The following is a 16,008-nucleotide window of genomic DNA, read 5'->3' as shown; positions in this document are numbered from 1 at the left end:
ATGCCCGCCGCACTGCGCCTGGACGGCGAACTGACGATTCCGCAGGCTGCGGCCGTGCGGGAGCGTCTGCTCGCGGTGCTGGACACCGCCCCCGACGGCCTGCTGCTGGACCTGGGCGAGGTGGAAGCCTTCGACTCGGCCGGCCTGCAGCTGCTGCTGGCCACCCGCCACAGCCTGGCCGAACGCGGCCTGGCCCTCACCCTCACCGCCTGCAGCCGGCCGGTGGCCGATGCGCTGCGCGTCTACGGCCTGCAGGCGCTGCTGCCGGCGCCGGGCGACGCCCAACCCGCACCGGCCGAAGCGCCGGTCGACCCGGAGGCCGCGACATGAGCGCCGACATCGACGACGACGAGATCATCGCCGCAGCGCGCATCGGCTTCCTCGACGAAGCCCAGGAGATGCTGGCGCAGTTCGAGACCGCCCTGCTGGTGATGGAGGTCAACCCGAACGACGCCGAGAACCTGAACGCCGCGTTCCGCGCCGCCCACACCATCAAGGGCAGCGCCGGGCTGTTCGGCTTCGACGCGGTGGTGGCCTTCACCCACGAGGCCGAGACCCTGCTGGAGGCGCTGCGCTCGGGCGAGCTGGCGGTGGACGAGCGCGTGACCGCGCTGCTGCTGCAAAGCCGCGACCAGATCGAGCGCCTGCTGGCCGAGGTGCGCACGGGCACGCAAGACCCGGCGCTGGCCGACACCAGCCGCACGCTGGGCGCCGAGCTGCGCGCCCTGCGCGAGACCGGCGCCCCGACGCCCGAGGCGCCGATCAGCGCGGTGGAGCGGGCGGTGCAGAACGCACCTGATGGCGTGTTCCACCTGTCGCTGCGCTTCGGTGCCGATGCGCTGCGCAACGGCCTGGACCCGCTGGCCTTCATCCGCTACCTGGACACCGTGGGCGAGGTGCAGGCCATGCACATGCTCACCGAGCTGGTGCCGCCGCTGGCCCAGCTGGACCCGGAGACCTGCCACATCGGCGTGGAGATCCGCCTGCACAGCCAGGCCGGCAAGGGCGCCATCGAGGACGTGTTCGCGTTCTGCCTGGACGATTGCGAGCTGGCCATCCTGCCGCCCGACGCCACGCCGGCCGACTACGCCGCGCTGCTGGCCCAGCGCGCGCCCTCGCCCGATGCGCACACCGACCTGCTGGCGCTGTGGGCCGGCATGGGGGTGCAGCTGCCGCTGCGCCAGGACGCTGCCGCCCCGGCCGAGGCCACCGCCAGCGCACCGGCGGGTGACGAGGCCGCGCCGCCGGCCGCACTGGCCCAGATCGAGCGCCGTGCGCACCCGGCCGATGCCGCCAGCGCCGACCGCCGCGAGAACGAGGCCGACCGGCGCGGTGCCACCAAGGACCGCCGCAGCGCCGGCGGCGGCGAGGAAGCCCGCTTCATCCGCGTGCGTGCCGACAAGCTCGACCGCCTGATCGACCTGATCGGCGAGCTGGTGATCGCCAGCTCGGGCGCCCAGCTGGTGGCCGAGACCGAGCAGAGCCCGCGCTTCACCGAGGCCGCGCTGCGCATCCATGACCTGGTGCAGGAGGCCCGCGACGGCGCACTCGGCCTGCGCATGGTGCCCATCGGCGAAACCTTCTCGCGCTTCAACCGCGTGGTGCGCGACGTGTGCAAGCAGCTGGGCAAGGAGGTCGAGCTGCAGATCACCGGCGGCGACACCGAGCTCGACAAGAGCATGGTGGAGACGATTGCCGATCCGCTGATGCACCTGGTGCGCAACAGCCTGGACCACGGCATCGAGACCGCCGACGAGCGCGTGGCCGCGGGCAAGCCTTCGCAGGGCCACCTGGCGCTGCATGCGTACCACGAGTCGGGCTCCATCGTCATCGAGGTGCGCGACGACGGCCGCGGCCTGAACCGCGCGCGCATCCTGGCCAAGGCCGTGGAGCGCGAGCTGGTGGCGCCCGAGGCCGTGCTCGACGACGAGAGCATCTGCCAGCTGATCTTCGCCCCCGGCTTCTCCACCGCTGCGGCGGTGACCAACCTGTCGGGCCGCGGCGTCGGCATGGACGTGGTCAAGCGCAACATCGAGGCGCTGCGCGGCCAGATCCGCATCAGCAGCGTCGAAGGCGCCGGCACCACGATGCAGATCCGGCTGCCGCTGACCCTGGCCATCATCGACGGCTTCCTCACCAGCGTGGGCGGCGTCAGCTACGTGATGCCGCTGGAGCTGGTGGCCGAGTGCATCGAGGTGCCGGCCGAGTGCCGCCAGCTCGACGGCGAAGGCGGCGAGCCGCGCGTGGCGGGTCATTTCGACCTGCGTGGCGAGGTGCTACCCTTCGTCGACCTGAGCCGCTTCTACCGCCACACGCCGGCCGCCAGCGGCCGCCGCAGCCTGGTGGTGGTGCACGACGGCAGTTCACGTGTCGGCCTGGTGGTCGACCGCCTGCACGGCGAGCACCAGACCGTCATCAAGCCGCTGGGCCAGGTGTTCCAGAACATCCGCGGCCTGGCGGGCACCACGATCCTGGGCAGCGGCGAAGTTGCGCTGATCCTCGATGTTCCCGCGTTGTTGAACCTGGCCACAGAACGACCGGCGCACGGCATGCGCCGACTGCCCAGCCGTCAGGCGGGCTGAGCCCTCGCCGTCCCCGATCCACCCCTCATCGCACCCATTGCGAACCAGCCCCGGACAGGAGCCCCACATGTTCCAGATCAAGACCCAACGCCAGGCGGCCGACGAGGCCCTGGCCCAACAGCAGCGCATCGAGCAAGGCCTCGAGCGCGTGATCGCCGACGCCGCTGCCGGCCGTCTCGACGTGCGTGTGCAGGCCTCGTCCCTGCCACCGCAGCTGGCGGGCACGGCCCGCGAGCTGAACCGGCTGCTGGACACCTTGCAGGGCATGCAGCGCGACCTGCACCACATGGCCGCCGAGCACACCCGCGGCGACATCGACGTGGTGATCGACACCAACCGCTATGCCGGCGACCTGCGCGACATGGCCGGCGGCATCAACGAACTGGTGGGTGCACACATCGCCGTCAAGAAGATGGCCATGGGCGTGGTGGCCGAGTTCAGCCGCGGCAACTTCGACGCCCCGATGGAGCAGCTGCCGGGCAAGAAGGCCTTCATCAACGACACGATGGAACGCCTGCGCGGCAACCTCAAGGGCATCATCGCCGAGATGAACCACATGAGCGCCGAGCATGCCCGCGGCGACATCGACGTGGTCGTCAACGCCCAGCGCTTCGAGGGCGACTTCCGCACCGTGGCCCAGGGTGTGAACGACATGGTCGGAGCCCACATCGCGGTCAAGAAGATGGCGATGGGCGTGGTGGCCGAGTTCGGCCGCGGCAACCTCGACGCGCCGATGGAGCAGCTGCCGGGCAAGAAGGCCTTCATCAACGACACCATCGAGACCGTGCGCGGCCTGCTGCGCGCCAACCGCGACGCGTCGGCCGAGAACCTGCGCATCCGCCTGGCTCTGGAGGCCGTGCCCAGCGCGGTCATGGTCACCGACAAGGCCGGTGTCATCAAGTTCGGCAACGCCTCGGTGATGAACCTGCTGCGCCGCATCGAGCCCGCGCTGCGCGAGATCCTGCCGCACTTCAGCATGGACAAGGTCATCGGCCAGAACTTCGACCTGTTCCACCGCACGCCGTCGCGCCAGCGCAGCATCGTCGACCACCTGACCAAGCCGCACCAGGCGCAGTTCAAGTTCGGCAGCGCGACCATCAAGCTGGTGGCCTCGCCGATCTTCGACGGCTCGGAGCGCGTCGGCTCGATCCTGGAGTGGGTGGACCGCACCGCGGAGGTCTCGGCCGAGGAGGACGTGACCGCGCTGGTGGAGGCCGCCGGCCGCGGCGACTTCAGCCGCCGCCTGGACGTGAGCCAGCGCGAGGGCTTCTTCAAGCTGCTGGGCGACAACCTCAACAGCATGCTGGGTGTCACCGAGACCACGCTGACCGAGGTGAGCGCGGCGCTGAACCGCATCGCCCAGGGCGACCTGACGCGCACGCTGGACGGCGACTACCAGGGCGTCTTCGGGCAGCTGCAGAACGACGTCAACACCATGGTCGGCCAGCTGGTGACCACCATCTCCGACGTGAACGCCGCTGCGCTGGCGCTGACCTCGGCCGCCGGCCAGGTGTCGAGCACCTCGCAGTCGCTGAGCCAGGGCGCCAGCGAGCAGGCCGCCAGCGTCGAGGAGACCACCGCCTCGCTGCAGGAGATGGCCAGCTCGGTGAAGCAGAACGCCGACAACGCCAATGTCACCGACGGCATGGCCACCAAGGCGGCCCGCGAGGCCGGTGAAGGCGGCGAGGCCGTGGCCCGCACCGTGGAGGCGATGAAGAGCATCGCCACCAAGGTGTCGATCATCGACGACATCGCCTACCAGACCAACCTGCTGGCACTGAACGCCGCCATCGAGGCCGCCCGCGCCGGCGAGCATGGCAAGGGCTTCGCGGTGGTGGCCGCCGAGGTGCGCAAGCTGGCTGAACGCAGCCAGGTGGCCGCACAGGAGATCGGCCAACTCGCCGGCTCCAGCGTGCAGCTGGCCGAGCGCGCCGGCAACGTGCTGACCCAGATGGTGCCCACCATCGGCAAGACCAGCGAACTGGTGCAGGAGATCTCGGCCGCCAGCGGCGAGCAGAGCAGCTCCATCGGCCAGATCACCAACGCCATGGGCCACCTGAACAGCGCCACGCAGCAGAACGCCTCGGCCTCGGAAGAGCTGTCGGCCACGGCCGAGGAGCTGTCGGGCCAGGCCGCCCAGCTGCAGGAGATGATGGCCTTCTTCCGCCTGAGCGCCAATGCACCGTCGGCCAGCACCGGGGCCGGCCGTGGCGCCGCGGCCAACCGCGGCGACGCACCGCGCGCCGCCCTGCCCGCCGCCCCGAGCCGCGGCAACGGCAGCACGGCGATCCGCTGGTCGCGCAGTGGCGGAGGGCAGTCGGTCGACGAAGCCAGCTTCGGCCGCTTCTGACGACCGCGCGGACCGGCCCCGCCGGGTCGGTCCGCTCCCGCCCTCCGTCTCAACCGACCGCAGGACTGCCGGACATGCTGGCCCAGACCCAACCCAAGACGACCGATGACGCAGCGAACGCGGCACCCGCCGTGCAGCTGCTGCGCTTCGCCGTCGGCGAAGAACGCTTTGCCGTGCGCATCGACGCGGTGCGCGAGATCCTGGAGGTGTCGCGCAGCACGCCGCTGCCGCTGATGCCCAGCTTCGTGCGCGGCGTGATGAACCTGCGCGGCGCCGTGGTGCCGGTGATCGACCTGGGCGCGCGCCTGGGCCTGGCCACCACCACGGTGGGCCGGCGCAGCTGCGTGGTGATCGTCGAGACCTGCGGACAGAACGACCTGCCGGCCCTGCGCATGGGCCTGCTGGTGGATGCCGTGTACGAGGTGTTCGACGTGCAGCACAGCGCGCTCGAGGCGGTGCCGCGGCTGGGCACGCGCATCGATCCCAACTTCATCCGCAGCATGGCCCGGGTGCGGGGCCAGGCCACGGCCGAGCTGAACCTGGAAGCCGTGCTCGACACCCATGCGCTCGCCTCGCTGATCGAGGCCCACCAGGGCCTGCACTGAGCCTGCGCCCGGGTGCGCGCTGGCGCACCCTCACCTCCGGATCCTGGCCATGATTTCCAACCGTTCGTTCGAGCTGGTGAGCGGCCTGTTCCACCGCGTCTCCGGCATCCGTCTGCACGAGGGCAAGCGCGCGCTGGTCGCCGGCCGGCTGCAGAAGCTGGCGATGACCCGCGGGCTCAGCGACATCGACCGCTATGTCGAGCTGCTGGTGTCCGAGAACGACCCCGACGAGATGGTGCGGGTGGTGGACAAGCTGACCACCAACGAGACCTATTTCTTCCGCGAGCCCGAGCACTTCCAGCACCTGACCCAGATCCTGGCGGCGCGCCGCAAGGACGCCGGCCCGTTCCGCGTGTGGAGCGCGGCCAGTTCGTCGGGCGAAGAGGGCTACAGCATCGCCATGCTGTTGGCCGACAAGCTGGGCAGCGCGCCTTGGGAGGTGATCGGCACCGACCTGTCGACCAGCGTGGTCGACGCGGCCTGTCGCGGCCTGTACCCGCTGGAGCGCGCGCGGGCCATGCCCGAGGCCTACCTCAAGCGCTACTGCCGGCGCGGCCACGGCGAGTACGAAGGCAAGCTGCTGATCGCCAGGGAGCTGCGCGAGCGCGTCCAGTTCGGCTGCGCCAACCTCATGGAGCCCCTGCCCGACATCGGCAGCTTCGACGTCATCTTCCTGCGCAACGTGCTGATCTATTTCGAGCTGCCCACCAAGGAGGCCATCGTGCGACGCGTCATGACCCGGCTGAAGCCCGACGGAGTGCTCTACACCGGCCACTCCGAATCGCTGAGCGCCGCCAACCTGGGACTGCGCAGCCTGCGCCCGGCCGTCTATGCCCTTGCTTAACGCACCGGCCGCGCGGCCGCACACGATCGATACGCCGGTGAAACACCACAGGGACCACCAGGAAACCGGCACCATGGTGCCGGGCCGTCCGGGTGAGCATCTGATGCTGCTGCCCGGCCAGTGGCATGTGGGCCGCCACGTGGCGCTGATGCGCACGCTGCTGGGCTCGTGCGTGGCGGTGATCCTGTGGCACCCGCAGCGCAAGCTGGGCGCCATGTGCCACTACCTGCTGCCCTCGCGCCGGCGCACACCGGGCATGGCGCTGGAAGGCCGCTTCGGCGAGGAGGCGATGGAGCTGATGGCCCATGCGCTGCAGCGCCACCACATCCCGCCGCACGAGTTCGAGGCCCACCTGTACGGCGGCGCGGACACCATGCCGGACAGCGCCGGCGCCAAGCTCAACGTGGGCGAGCGCAACATCGAGGCCGGTTGGGCGCTGATCGAGAAGTACGGCTACACGCTGCAGGCGGTGGACGTGGGCGACAGCATCCCGCGCACGGTGCAGCTGTGCCTGCGCACCGGCGAGGTCAACGTGCGGCGCGGCGGACAGCGCCCCAGCCACGAGTGAGGCCGGCATGACCATCACCGCCTTTGTCGTCGACGATTCGGCCGTGGTGCGCAAGCACCTCACCGACACCCTCACCGCCGGCGGCATCGACGTGCTGGGCAGCGCGGCCGACCCGCTGTTCGCCTGGCCGAAGATGGCCGCCCACTGGCCCGACGTGGTGGTGCTGGATGTGGAGATGCCGCGCATGGACGGCATCTCGTTCCTGCGCAAGATCATGGCCGAACGGCCCACGCCGGTGGTGATGTGCTCCACCCTCACCGAGAAGGGCTGCGAGACCACGATGCAGGCGCTGGCGGCCGGCGCGGTGAGCTTCGTGACCAAGCCCAAGCTGGGGCTGCGCGAGTTCCTGTCCGACCGCAGCAACGGCCTGGTGGAGGCGGTGCGCGCCGCCGCGCGCGCCAACCTGCGCGCCCTGCCCCGCAGCCTCGGCGCCGGTGCCGCGGCACCGGCCGGCGCGCTGCTGCCCGGTGGTGCCGCGTCCGCCGCCGCCCGCCCGGTGGTGCACGGCGCCATGGCCGAGACCACCGACCGCGTGGTGGCCATCGGCATCTCCACCGGCGGCGTGCAGTCCATCGAGGTGGTGCTGCGCCAGCTCGACCGCACCTGCCCCGGCATGGTGGTGGTGCAGCACATGCCCAGCGGCTTCACCGCCTCGTTCGCGGCCCGGCTGAACAACGCGCTGGACCTGGAGGTGCTGGAAGCCAAGGACGGCGACCGCGTGATCAACGGCCGCGTGCTGATCGCCCCCGGCGGCAAGCACATGCAGTTGAAGCGCAGCGGCGCGCAGTACGTGGTGGAGGTGCGCGACGGCCCGCTGATCAACCACCACCGCCCGTCGGTGGATGTGCTGTTCCGCTCGGTGGCGCAGTGCGCCGGACGCAACGCCATCGGCGTGGTGATGACCGGCATGGGCGACGACGGCGCCCGCGGCCTGCGCGAGATGCGCGAGGCCGGCGCCGTCACCGCGGCGCAGGACGAGGCCAGCTGCGTGGTCTTCGGCATGCCGTCCGAGGCCATCCGCCTGGGCGGCGCACGCGACGTGGTGGCGCTGCAGGGCATTGCCGGCTGGATCCGCCAGGTGGCGCACCAGCCGGTGGGCGTGCGCTGAGCCGCCCCCTCAGGCCCGGGCCGCCGTGTCGGCGCGCTCGGCCCGGTGCGCGCAGGCCCAGCCCAGCAACGCCGACGCCGCGGCCGCCCAGAACACCGCGGCATAGCCCGCGTGCTCGATCAGCCAGCCGCCGCCCAGCCCGCCCACCAGGCCCGACAGGCCGTAGCCCAGCGCGGTGTAGAGCGCCTGCCCGCGCCCGCGCAGCCGCCCGGGAAAGTAGCGCGCCAGCAGCGTGATGCAGGCGCCGTGCTGGGCCGCGAAGGTGATGGCGTGCGAGGCCTGGGCCAGCACCAGCACCACCGCCCACTGCCCGCCCAGGGCCACCGCGGCGAAACGCAGCGCGGCCACCGCCGACGAGGCCTTGAGCCAGCCATGCGGGCTCATGCGGTGCAGCCACTGGCCCTGCGTGTAGAAGAACGCAATCTCGCAGGTCACGGCCACGGCCCACAGGCCGCCCACCGCCGCCTTGCCATAGCCCAGCGCGTCCAGGTACAGCGACAGGAAGGCGTACAGGCTCACATGCGCCAGCACGGTGCAGAACACCGAGGCGTAGAACCAGGCCACCTCGGGCCGCTTCAGCAGCGGCCACACCGGCGGCGCCGGCTCGGCATGGCGACCCGGCTCGCCCACCACCGGCAGCCGCCACGCGGTGAGCACCAGCGCCAGGTTCAGCGCCGCCACCGCCGGCGGCCAGGCCGGCAGGCCCAGCGCCTGCAGCGCGAAGCCGGCCGCCGTCACCGACACGATGAAGCCGATCGAGCCCCACATGCGCACGCGGCCGTAGCGTCCGGTGTCCACGCCCTGCGGCGTGATCAGCAGCTGCGACAGCGCAGCCTCGGCCAGCGGCACCACGCCGCCATTGGCGATGAACAGGCCCGCCACCAGCACCACGACGGCCGGCACCAGCCACGGCGCCACCGCGGCGGCCGTGGGCGGCCAGGCCGCCAGCAGCGGCAGCAGCCACAGCAGCGCGGCGCAGCCCAGGGCGCCGCCGGTGGCCAGGCGGATCAGCGCGACGCCGTGGCCGCCGTGGTCGGCCGCCCAGCTCCAGCCGTAGGGCGCGAACATGCGCGTGAACGCCTGCAGCGCCGAGATGGCGCCGATGGTGATCGTGGACATGCCCAGCGCCTTGAACCACAGCGGCGCATAGGTGTTGAACAGCCCGATGCCGGCGAAGTACGTGAACCACAGCAGGCCGAAGCGGCTCAGTGTGGGACTCATGGGTAGGGTGGCGGCCAGCGGGGCCTCAGCCCCGCCGGGCCGCCCCAAGGGGCTGAGCGCCCCGGGGCCGAGAAGCGGCCCCTCGGGGTGCCGCGGGGGCAGGAGCGCAGCGACGTGGGGGCATTCAGACCGGGCCCTCGATCGGCGGCACGTCCAGCCGCACGTCGCCGCACTGGGCGCGGTGGCGCAGCGCATGGTCCATCAGCACCAGGGCCAGCAGGCTCTCGGCAATCGGCGTGGCGCGGATGCCCACGCAGGGGTCGTGGCGGCCGAAGGTCTGCACCTCGGTGGGCTGCAGCGCGCGGTCGATCGACGGCCGCGCGGTGCGGATCGAGCTGGTGGGCTTGATGGCGATCGAGACCACGATCTCCTGCCCGGTGCTGATGCCGCCCAGCACGCCGCCGGCGCGGTTGGCGGCAAAGCCCTGCGGCGTCAGCGCGTCGCCGTGCACGCTGCCGCGCTCGGCCACGCTGGCGAAGCCGGCGCCGATCTCCACGCCCTTCACCGCGTTCAGGCCCATCATCGCGTAGGCGATGTCGGCATCGAGCTTGTCGTACAGCGGCTCGCCCAAACCCACCGGCACGCTGCGCGCCCGCACCTCGATGCGCGCGCCGCAGCTGTCGCCGTCCTTGCGCAGCGCGTCCATGTAGGCTTCCAACTGCGGCACGATGCCGGCGTTGGGCGCGTAGAAGGCGTTCAGCGGGATCTGCGCCTCGTCCTCGAACGGGATCGGCAGATCGCCCAGCTGGCTCATCCAGCCGGTGAAGGTTGTGCCGTACTGCGCGGCCAGCCACTTCTTGGCCACCGCGCCAGCGGCCACGGTGGGCGCGGTCAGCCGGGCCGAGCTGCGGCCGCCGCCACGCGGATCGCGCAGGCCGTACTTGCGCCAGTAGGTGTAGTCGGCGTGGCCGGGGCGGAAGGTGTCGAGGATGTTGCCGTAGTCCTTGCTGCGCTGGTCGGTGTTGCGGATCAGCAGGCAGATCGGGGTGCCGGTGGTGCGGCCCTCGTACACGCCGCTGAGGATCTCCACCGCATCGGCCTCGTTGCGCTGCGTGACATGGCGGCTGGTGCCGGGGCGGCGGCGGTCCAGCTCGGGCTGGATGTCGGCCTCGCTCAGCGCCATGCCGGGCGGGCAGCCGTCGATCACGCAGCCGATGGCCGGGCCGTGGCTCTCGCCGAAGTTGGTGACGCGGAACAGTTCGCCGAAGGTGGAGCCGGGCATGGAACGGGCGGCCCGAAGGCCGTCAGGAATGAAAAAGGGTTCGACCCCCGCGGCCGGGGTGCCGAACCCGTGATTGTCGCAAGAAGCGGCGCGCCCCCGGCGCGCGTGAGCTCAGAGCTTGGACTCGGCGGCGGCGCCGTCTTCCTCGACCGGCCAGTCGCGGATGTAGGCCTTGAGCATGCGGTTCTCGAAATCCTGGCTGTCGACCACGGCCTTGGCCACGTCGTAGAACGAGATCACGCCCATCAGCGTCTTGCCGTCGAGTGCCGGCATGTAGCGCGCGTGGCGGCCCAGCATCATGCGGCGCACCTCGTCGATCTCGGTCTCGGGCGTGCAGGTCAGCGGTGCGTCGTCCATCACGGTGCGCACGGTGAGCGTGCCGACCGTGCCGCCGTTCTTCACGACGGCGGCGATCACCTCGCGGAAGGTGAGCATGCCCACCAGGTCGCCGTACTCCATCACCACCAGCGAGCCGATGTCGTGCTCGGCCATGGCCTGGATGGCCTGGGACAGGGGTTGGTCGGGCGAGACGGTGAACAGCGTGTTGCCCTTGACGCGAAGGATGTCGCTGACTTTCATGGCTTGGCTCCTGCGGGATCCCCACCTGGCTCCTCCGCCGGCGGGTCAGGCAACATAGCACACAATCCCCAGCCCAGACAGCCTTGCACGGCCTTTGCGCCGCACCCGACATGCCCGGTTACAGCGATCCTGGATTCGACACCCTGGCCCTGCATGCGGGCGCCGCGCCCGACCCCGCCACCGGCGCGCGCGCCGTGCCCATCCACCTGAGCACCAGCTTCGTGTTCGAGAACAGCGCGCATGCCGCGTCGCTGTTCAACATGGAGCGCGCCGGCCACGTCTACAGCCGCATCAGCAACCCCACCAACGCGGTGCTGGAGGAGCGCATCGCGGCGCTGGAAGGCGGCGTGGGCGCCATCGCCACCGCCAGCGGCCAGGCCGCGCTGCACCTGGCGATCACCACGCTGGCCGGCGCCGGCCACCACATCGTGGCCTCGGCCGCGCTGTACGGCGGCAGCCACAACCTGCTGGACTACACGCTGCGCCGTTTCGGCATCGACACCACCTTCGTGGCGCCCGGCGACATCGACGCCTGGCGCGCCGCCATCCGCCCGAACACCCGGCTGCTGTTCGGCGAGACGCTGGGCAACCCCGGCCTCGATGTGCTGGACATCCCGACGGTGAGCGCCATCGCCCACGCGCACGGCCTGCCGCTGCTGGTGGACAGCACCTTCACGCCGCCCTGGCTGCTGAAGCCCTTCGACCACGGCGCCGACCTGCTCTTTCACTCGGCCACCAAGTTCCTGTCGGGCCATGGCACGGTGGTGGGCGGGGTGCTGGTCGATTCAGGCCAGTTCGACTGGGATGCGTCCGGCCGTTTCCCTGAACTGAGCCAGCCCTATGACGGCTTCCACGGCATGGTGTTCAGCGAGGAAAGCTCGGTGGGGGCCTTCCTGCTGCGCGCGCGCCGCGAAGGCCTGCGCGACTTTGGCGCTTGCATGAGCCCGCACACCGCCTGGCTGATCCTGCAGGGCATCGAGACGCTGCCGCTGCGCATGGCGCGGCACATCGAGAACACGCGCAAGGTGGTGCAGATGCTGGCCGCCCACCCGATGGTGGCGCGCGTAGGCTACCCCGAGCTGGAGAGTCACCCCAGCCATGCGCTGGCCAAGCAGTTGCTGCCACGCGGCTGCGGCGCGGTGTTCAGCTTCGACCTGAAGGGCCGCCGCGCGCAGGGCGTGGCCTTCATCGAGGCGCTGAAGCTGTTCTCGCACCTGGCCAATGTGGGCGACTGCCGCAGCCTGGTGATCCACCCGGCCAGCACCACGCACTTCCGCATGGACGACGCGGCGCTGGCGCACGCCGGCATCGGCCCCGGCACGATCCGCCTGTCGATCGGGCTGGAGGATGCCGACGACCTGATTGACGACCTGAAGAAGGCGCTGAAGGCTGCGGAGAAAGCGGCATGAACCTCACCGTCAACGATCGCGCCGCCTACGCCTACACCGGCGGCAAGCCCTTCGACCCCGCCCAACCCACGGTGGTGTTCATCCACGGCGCGCTGCACGACCACAGCGGCTGGACGCTGCTGTCCCGCTGGTGCGCGCACCACGGCCACAACGCGCTGGCGGTGGACCTGCCCGGCCACGGCCGCAGCGCCGGCCCGGTGCTGCCCGATGTGGAATCGCTGGCCGACTGGGTGCTGGCCGTGCTGGATGCCGCAGGCGCCGCGGCTGGCCAGAAGGTGGCGGTGGTGGGACACAGCATGGGCTCGCTGATCGCGCTCGAATGCGCGGCCCGCGCGCCCGAGCGCATCACGCAGTTGGTGATGGTGGGCACGGCCTACCCGATGAAGGTGTCGCAGGCGCTGCTGGACACCGCCGCCAGCGCCCCGCTGAAGGCCATCGACATGGTCAACAGTTTTTCCATTGGCACGCTGGCCGCCAAGCCTTCGTACCCAGGCCCGGGCATGTGGCTGCACGGCGCCAACCGTGCGCTGATGCGCCGCACGCTGAACGGCCCCAACGCCACCGGCTGCGCCGTCAACCTGTTCCACCACGACTTCACGGTGTGCGACCGCTACGCCCATGGGATGGAAGCCGCCGCCCAGGTGCGCTGCCCGGTCACGTTCGTGCTGGGCGAGCGCGACCAGATGACCTCACCCAAGGTGACGCGCGAGATCGGCGCGGCGCTGAAGGCCCGCACCGTGATGCTGCCGACCGGCCACACGCAGATGGCCGAGGATCCGGATGGTTTGCTGGAGGCGCTGAGGTCGGCGTTGGCTTGAGGGACTTCTTGGTCACTTGCTTAGGCAGGCGCATGGCCAAGGCCGCCGGGTGACCGCCCGGCTCCATGTCACCCGCCGTCGGCCTCCCGGCCAACGGCTCCTTCTTTACTTACGCCGGCCGGTCACCCGACGTCCTCGTCCCGAGACATCGGGGCATGCCACGCGTCGCCGGGCGCTCGCGCCCGGCGCTTTCCGCATGCGGGGACCGTGCGGGCAAGCCGTGCCCGGGTGTCCGGCGGCGTGAATCTGCGGTGGTGAGGCGCGCAGGATGTGTGGCCGCGGGCGCAGCCCGCATCGACCCACTGACTCGCGGCGCTTGTCCGAGCAGAGTGAGCGTTAGCGAACGGCGCGAGTTGCGCCGCGGGGCCACGCATCCGAGCACCGCAACGGAGTCGGCCGCGTTCGCGGCCGACCGCCGCAGTTGAGCGCCGCCGGACACCCGGGCACGGCTTGCCTTGCGCCACCCTCAGCAAGCCAACAGCAAAACAAACAAAGAAGGCGTCAACCCACCAAAGGACGCAAGTTCCCCAGCATGTCCCCCACCATCGCATCCAGCGACCACGCAGGCGACCAGCCCCAATCCCGCCGCGCCACCGAGTCGTCGATCGCAGACGGCCAACTCTCCGCAATAGCCTGCCGAAAGTCCGGCGCACATGACAACTCGAAAGCAGGCAATACCCGCTTCAAGGCAAGCGCAGCTTCCGAAGGCGACAAACTGAACGCCGACAGGTTGTAGCTGCCCCGCTCGCGGATGGCCTCAGCCGGCGCGTCCATCAGCATCAGCGTGGCGCGGATGGCGTCGGGCATGTACATCATCGGCAGCGCCGTGTCGGCACGCAGAAAGCTCTCGTAGCGGCCCTGCTTCAAGGCCTGGTGGAAGATGTCCACGGCCCAGTCGGTGGTGCCACCGCCCGGTGGCGTCTTCCAGCTGATGATGCCGGGATAACGCAGGCTGCGCACGTCCACGCCGTGCTTGGCGTGGTACCAGGCACACCAGCGTTCGCCCGCCAGCTTGCTGATGCCGTACACCGTGGTCGGGTCCATCACCGTGGCCTGCTCGGCCGTGGTGGGCGTGGTGGGGCCGAAGGCGGCGATGCTGCTGGGCCAGAAGATGCGGTCGAGCTTGGCGGTGCGCGCCAGCTCCAGCACGTTCAGCAGCCCGGTCATGTTCAGGTGCCAGGCCCATTGCGGATGCAGCTCGCCACTGGCCGACAGCGCCGCCGCCAGGTGGTAGATCTGCGTGATGCCGTGGCGCTTGACCACCGCCGCCAGCGCCGCCGCGTCGGTGCAGTCCAGCGCCTCGTGCGCGATGCCCGGCACGCGGCCGGTGGGCGCCAGATCGCTGGTCACCACCGCGTGCTGGCCGTGGCGGGCGGCCAGGGCCTCGGCCAGCTCGGTGCCGATCTGACCATTGGCACCGATGATGAGAATTTTCAGCGGGGCCATCGTCATGCCTCGCCGATCAGCAGGATCTTCGGATCACGGCTCATCGCACGATCCCCAGCTCGCGCCCGGCCTGGGCGAAGGCGGCCACAGCGCGGTCCAGCTGATCCACCGTGTGCGCCGCACTCACCTGCACCCGCACCCGCGCCTGGCCCTGCGGCACCACCGGGTAGAAGAAACCGGTGACGTACACGCCCAACTCCAGCAGGCGCGCCGCCAGCTGCTGCGCCTTGACCGCGTCGTAGACCATGATCGGCACGATGGGGTGCGTGCCTGGCTTGATCTCGTAGCCGGCCGCCGCAATGGCCGCGCGGAAATGCGCCGTGTTGGCATGCAGCGTGTCGCGCAGCGCGGTCGAGCCTTCCAGCAGATCCAACACCGCCAGGCTGGCCCCCACGATGGCCGGCGCCAGCGTGTTCGAGAACAGGTACGGCCGCGAGCGCTGGCGCAGCAGTTCGATCACCGCCTTCGGGCCGGCCGTGAAGCCGCCGCTGGCGCCGCCCAGCGCCTTGCCGAAGGTGCCGGTGATGATGTCCACGCTCGAGCGGCCGTCCACCAGCAGGCCGCGGTGCTCGTGCGTGCCGCGGCCAGTGGTGCCCATGAAGCCGGTGGCATGGCACTCGTCGATGGCCAGCAGCGCGCCATGGCGGTCGCAAATGGCCCGCATCTCGTCCAGCCGCGCGATGGTGCCGTCCATCGAGAACACACCGTCGGTGAACACCATCACCTCGCGCGCCCCGGCCGCGCGCGCGACCTGCAACTGCGCCGCCAGATCGGACATGTCGTCGTGCCGGTAGCGGTAGCGCTGGGCCTTGCACAGACGGATGCCGTCGATGATGGAGGCGTGGTTCAACGCGTCGCTGACGATGGCGTCCTGTTCGCCGAGCAGCGGCTCGAACAGGCCGCCGTTGGCGTCGAAGGCTGCCGCGTACAGGATGGCGTCGTCCAGGCCCAGAAAGCGCGCGATGCGCTGCTCCAGCTGCTTGTGGATGTCCTGCGTGCCGCAGATGAAACGCACCGAGCTCAGGCCGAAGCCATGGCTGGCGATGGCCGCCTGGGCCGCCGCCATCACCCGCGGGTGCGCCGACAGGCCGAGGTAGTTGTTGGCGCACAGGTTGATCAACGGGCGCCCATCGGCCAGGCGTACCTCGGCGCCCTGCGGGCTGGCGATCACGCGCTCGGCCTTGGTCAGGCCGGCGGCATCCAGGGCCTGCAGTTCGTCTTGCAGGCGGGCGAGAAAGGTCTCGGTGCTCACGTCA

Annotated in this window: 14 protein-coding genes; 9 read left to right on the top strand and 5 right to left on the bottom strand. The window is 70.9% G+C overall.

The features are described 5' to 3' along the window. The 7 genes from AACH10_RS10320 (at position 1) to AACH10_RS10290 (ending at position 8,057) form a co-directional block, all read left to right on the top strand. The gene (locus tag AACH10_RS10320) at positions 1-330 is read left to right on the top strand and encodes an STAS domain-containing protein (protein ID WP_341410303.1); all 330 of its coding nucleotides are present in this window, start codon (positions 1-3) and stop codon (positions 328-330) included. Further along, on the top strand, positions 327-2,582 hold the full coding sequence (locus AACH10_RS10315) for a chemotaxis protein CheA (RefSeq protein ID WP_341410302.1): 2,256 nt from the start codon (positions 327-329) through the stop codon (positions 2,580-2,582). The genes AACH10_RS10320 and AACH10_RS10315 overlap by 4 nt, the downstream gene beginning before the upstream one ends. Before the next feature lie 67 nt (positions 2,583-2,649). Continuing rightward, the gene (locus AACH10_RS10310) at positions 2,650-4,932 is read left to right on the top strand and encodes a methyl-accepting chemotaxis protein (protein ID WP_341410301.1); all 2,283 of its coding nucleotides are present in this window, start codon (positions 2,650-2,652) and stop codon (positions 4,930-4,932) included. Positions 4,933-5,006: 74 nt separating this feature from the next. Then, the gene (locus tag AACH10_RS10305) at positions 5,007-5,537 is read left to right on the top strand and encodes a chemotaxis protein CheW (RefSeq protein ID WP_341410300.1); all 531 of its coding nucleotides are present in this window, start codon (positions 5,007-5,009) and stop codon (positions 5,535-5,537) included. A gap of 49 nt (positions 5,538-5,586) precedes the next feature. Continuing rightward, complete coding sequence (locus tag AACH10_RS10300) at positions 5,587-6,381, top strand: CheR family methyltransferase (RefSeq protein ID WP_341410299.1); 795 nt, start codon at positions 5,587-5,589, stop codon at positions 6,379-6,381. 37 nt (positions 6,382-6,418) lie between these two features. Continuing rightward, positions 6,419-6,949: a chemotaxis protein CheD gene (locus AACH10_RS10295; protein WP_341410298.1), complete on the top strand. Its 531-nt coding sequence runs from the start codon at positions 6,419-6,421 to the stop codon at positions 6,947-6,949. A 7-nt stretch (positions 6,950-6,956) separates the two neighbouring features. Continuing rightward, positions 6,957-8,057, top strand: a complete 1,101-nt coding sequence (locus AACH10_RS10290) for a protein-glutamate methylesterase/protein-glutamine glutaminase (RefSeq protein WP_341410297.1) — start codon at positions 6,957-6,959, stop codon at positions 8,055-8,057. Positions 8,058-8,066: 9 nt separating this feature from the next. Here AACH10_RS10290 and AACH10_RS10285 read toward each other — a convergent pair whose 3' ends face one another. The 3 genes from AACH10_RS10285 to AACH10_RS10275 all read right to left on the bottom strand — a co-directional run bounded on the left by AACH10_RS10285 (position 8,067) and on the right by AACH10_RS10275 (position 11,079). Beyond that, a complete protein-coding gene (locus AACH10_RS10285; RefSeq protein ID WP_341410296.1) occupies positions 8,067-9,278 on the bottom strand; it encodes an MFS transporter in 1,212 nt (403 codons plus the stop codon). Between the two features lie 124 nt (positions 9,279-9,402). Next, a complete protein-coding gene (gene aroC, locus AACH10_RS10280) occupies positions 9,403-10,500 on the bottom strand; it encodes a chorismate synthase (protein WP_341410295.1) in 1,098 nt (365 codons plus the stop codon). Positions 10,501-10,611: 111 nt separating this feature from the next. Continuing rightward, positions 10,612-11,079 (bottom strand): CBS domain-containing protein, encoded by a 468-nt coding sequence (locus AACH10_RS10275; RefSeq protein WP_341410294.1) that lies wholly within the window; start codon positions 11,077-11,079, stop codon positions 10,612-10,614. A gap of 110 nt (positions 11,080-11,189) precedes the next feature. On the opposite strand from AACH10_RS10275, the gene AACH10_RS10270 reads away from it, so the two are divergent. Continuing rightward, a complete protein-coding gene (locus AACH10_RS10270) occupies positions 11,190-12,488 on the top strand; it encodes an O-acetylhomoserine aminocarboxypropyltransferase (RefSeq protein ID WP_341410293.1) in 1,299 nt (432 codons plus the stop codon). Continuing rightward, complete coding sequence (locus tag AACH10_RS10265; RefSeq protein ID WP_341410292.1) at positions 12,485-13,306, top strand: alpha/beta fold hydrolase; 822 nt, start codon at positions 12,485-12,487, stop codon at positions 13,304-13,306. Before AACH10_RS10270 ends, AACH10_RS10265 begins: the two co-directional genes overlap by 4 nt. 501 nt (positions 13,307-13,807) lie before the next feature. Here the strand turns inward: AACH10_RS10265 and AACH10_RS10260 are convergent. Both AACH10_RS10260 and kbl read right to left on the bottom strand, forming a co-directional pair. Then, complete coding sequence (locus tag AACH10_RS10260) at positions 13,808-14,758, bottom strand: NAD-dependent epimerase/dehydratase family protein (RefSeq protein WP_341410291.1); 951 nt, start codon at positions 14,756-14,758, stop codon at positions 13,808-13,810. A 34-nt stretch (positions 14,759-14,792) separates the two neighbouring features. Next, on the bottom strand, positions 14,793-16,004 hold the full coding sequence (kbl, locus tag AACH10_RS10255; protein ID WP_341410290.1) for a glycine C-acetyltransferase: 1,212 nt from the start codon (positions 16,002-16,004) through the stop codon (positions 14,793-14,795). Between the last annotated feature and the right edge of the window lie 4 nt (positions 16,005-16,008).

This window comes from Pseudaquabacterium inlustre, assembly GCF_038066595.1.
In the GTDB taxonomy this organism is placed as follows: domain Bacteria; phylum Pseudomonadota; class Gammaproteobacteria; order Burkholderiales; family Burkholderiaceae_C; genus Pseudaquabacterium; species Pseudaquabacterium inlustre.
Note: the sequence above shows the minus strand (reverse complement) of the source record. Positions and strands in the feature narration are given on the sequence as shown.

Excerpts from the sequence above, each read along its gene's own strand:
- AACH10_RS10320 (WP_341410303.1), top strand. The coding sequence starts at position 1 with ATGCCCGCCGCACTGCGCCTGGACGGCGAACTGACGATTCCGCAGGCT.
- AACH10_RS10315 (WP_341410302.1), top strand. The coding sequence starts at position 327 with ATGAGCGCCGACATCGACGACGACGAGATCATCGCCGCAGCGCGCATC.
- AACH10_RS10310 (WP_341410301.1), top strand. The coding sequence starts at position 2,650 with ATGTTCCAGATCAAGACCCAACGCCAGGCGGCCGACGAGGCCCTGGCC.
- AACH10_RS10305 (WP_341410300.1), top strand. The coding sequence starts at position 5,007 with ATGCTGGCCCAGACCCAACCCAAGACGACCGATGACGCAGCGAACGCG.
- AACH10_RS10300 (WP_341410299.1), top strand. The coding sequence starts at position 5,587 with ATGATTTCCAACCGTTCGTTCGAGCTGGTGAGCGGCCTGTTCCACCGC.
- AACH10_RS10290 (WP_341410297.1), top strand. The coding sequence starts at position 6,957 with ATGACCATCACCGCCTTTGTCGTCGACGATTCGGCCGTGGTGCGCAAG.
- AACH10_RS10285 (WP_341410296.1), bottom strand. The coding sequence starts at position 9,278 with ATGAGTCCCACACTGAGCCGCTTCGGCCTGCTGTGGTTCACGTACTTC.
- aroC (WP_341410295.1), bottom strand. The coding sequence starts at position 10,500 with ATGCCCGGCTCCACCTTCGGCGAACTGTTCCGCGTCACCAACTTCGGC.
- AACH10_RS10275 (WP_341410294.1), bottom strand. The coding sequence starts at position 11,079 with ATGAAAGTCAGCGACATCCTTCGCGTCAAGGGCAACACGCTGTTCACC.
- AACH10_RS10270 (WP_341410293.1), top strand. The coding sequence starts at position 11,190 with ATGCCCGGTTACAGCGATCCTGGATTCGACACCCTGGCCCTGCATGCG.
- AACH10_RS10265 (WP_341410292.1), top strand. The coding sequence starts at position 12,485 with ATGAACCTCACCGTCAACGATCGCGCCGCCTACGCCTACACCGGCGGC.
- AACH10_RS10260 (WP_341410291.1), bottom strand. The coding sequence starts at position 14,758 with ATGACGATGGCCCCGCTGAAAATTCTCATCATCGGTGCCAATGGTCAG.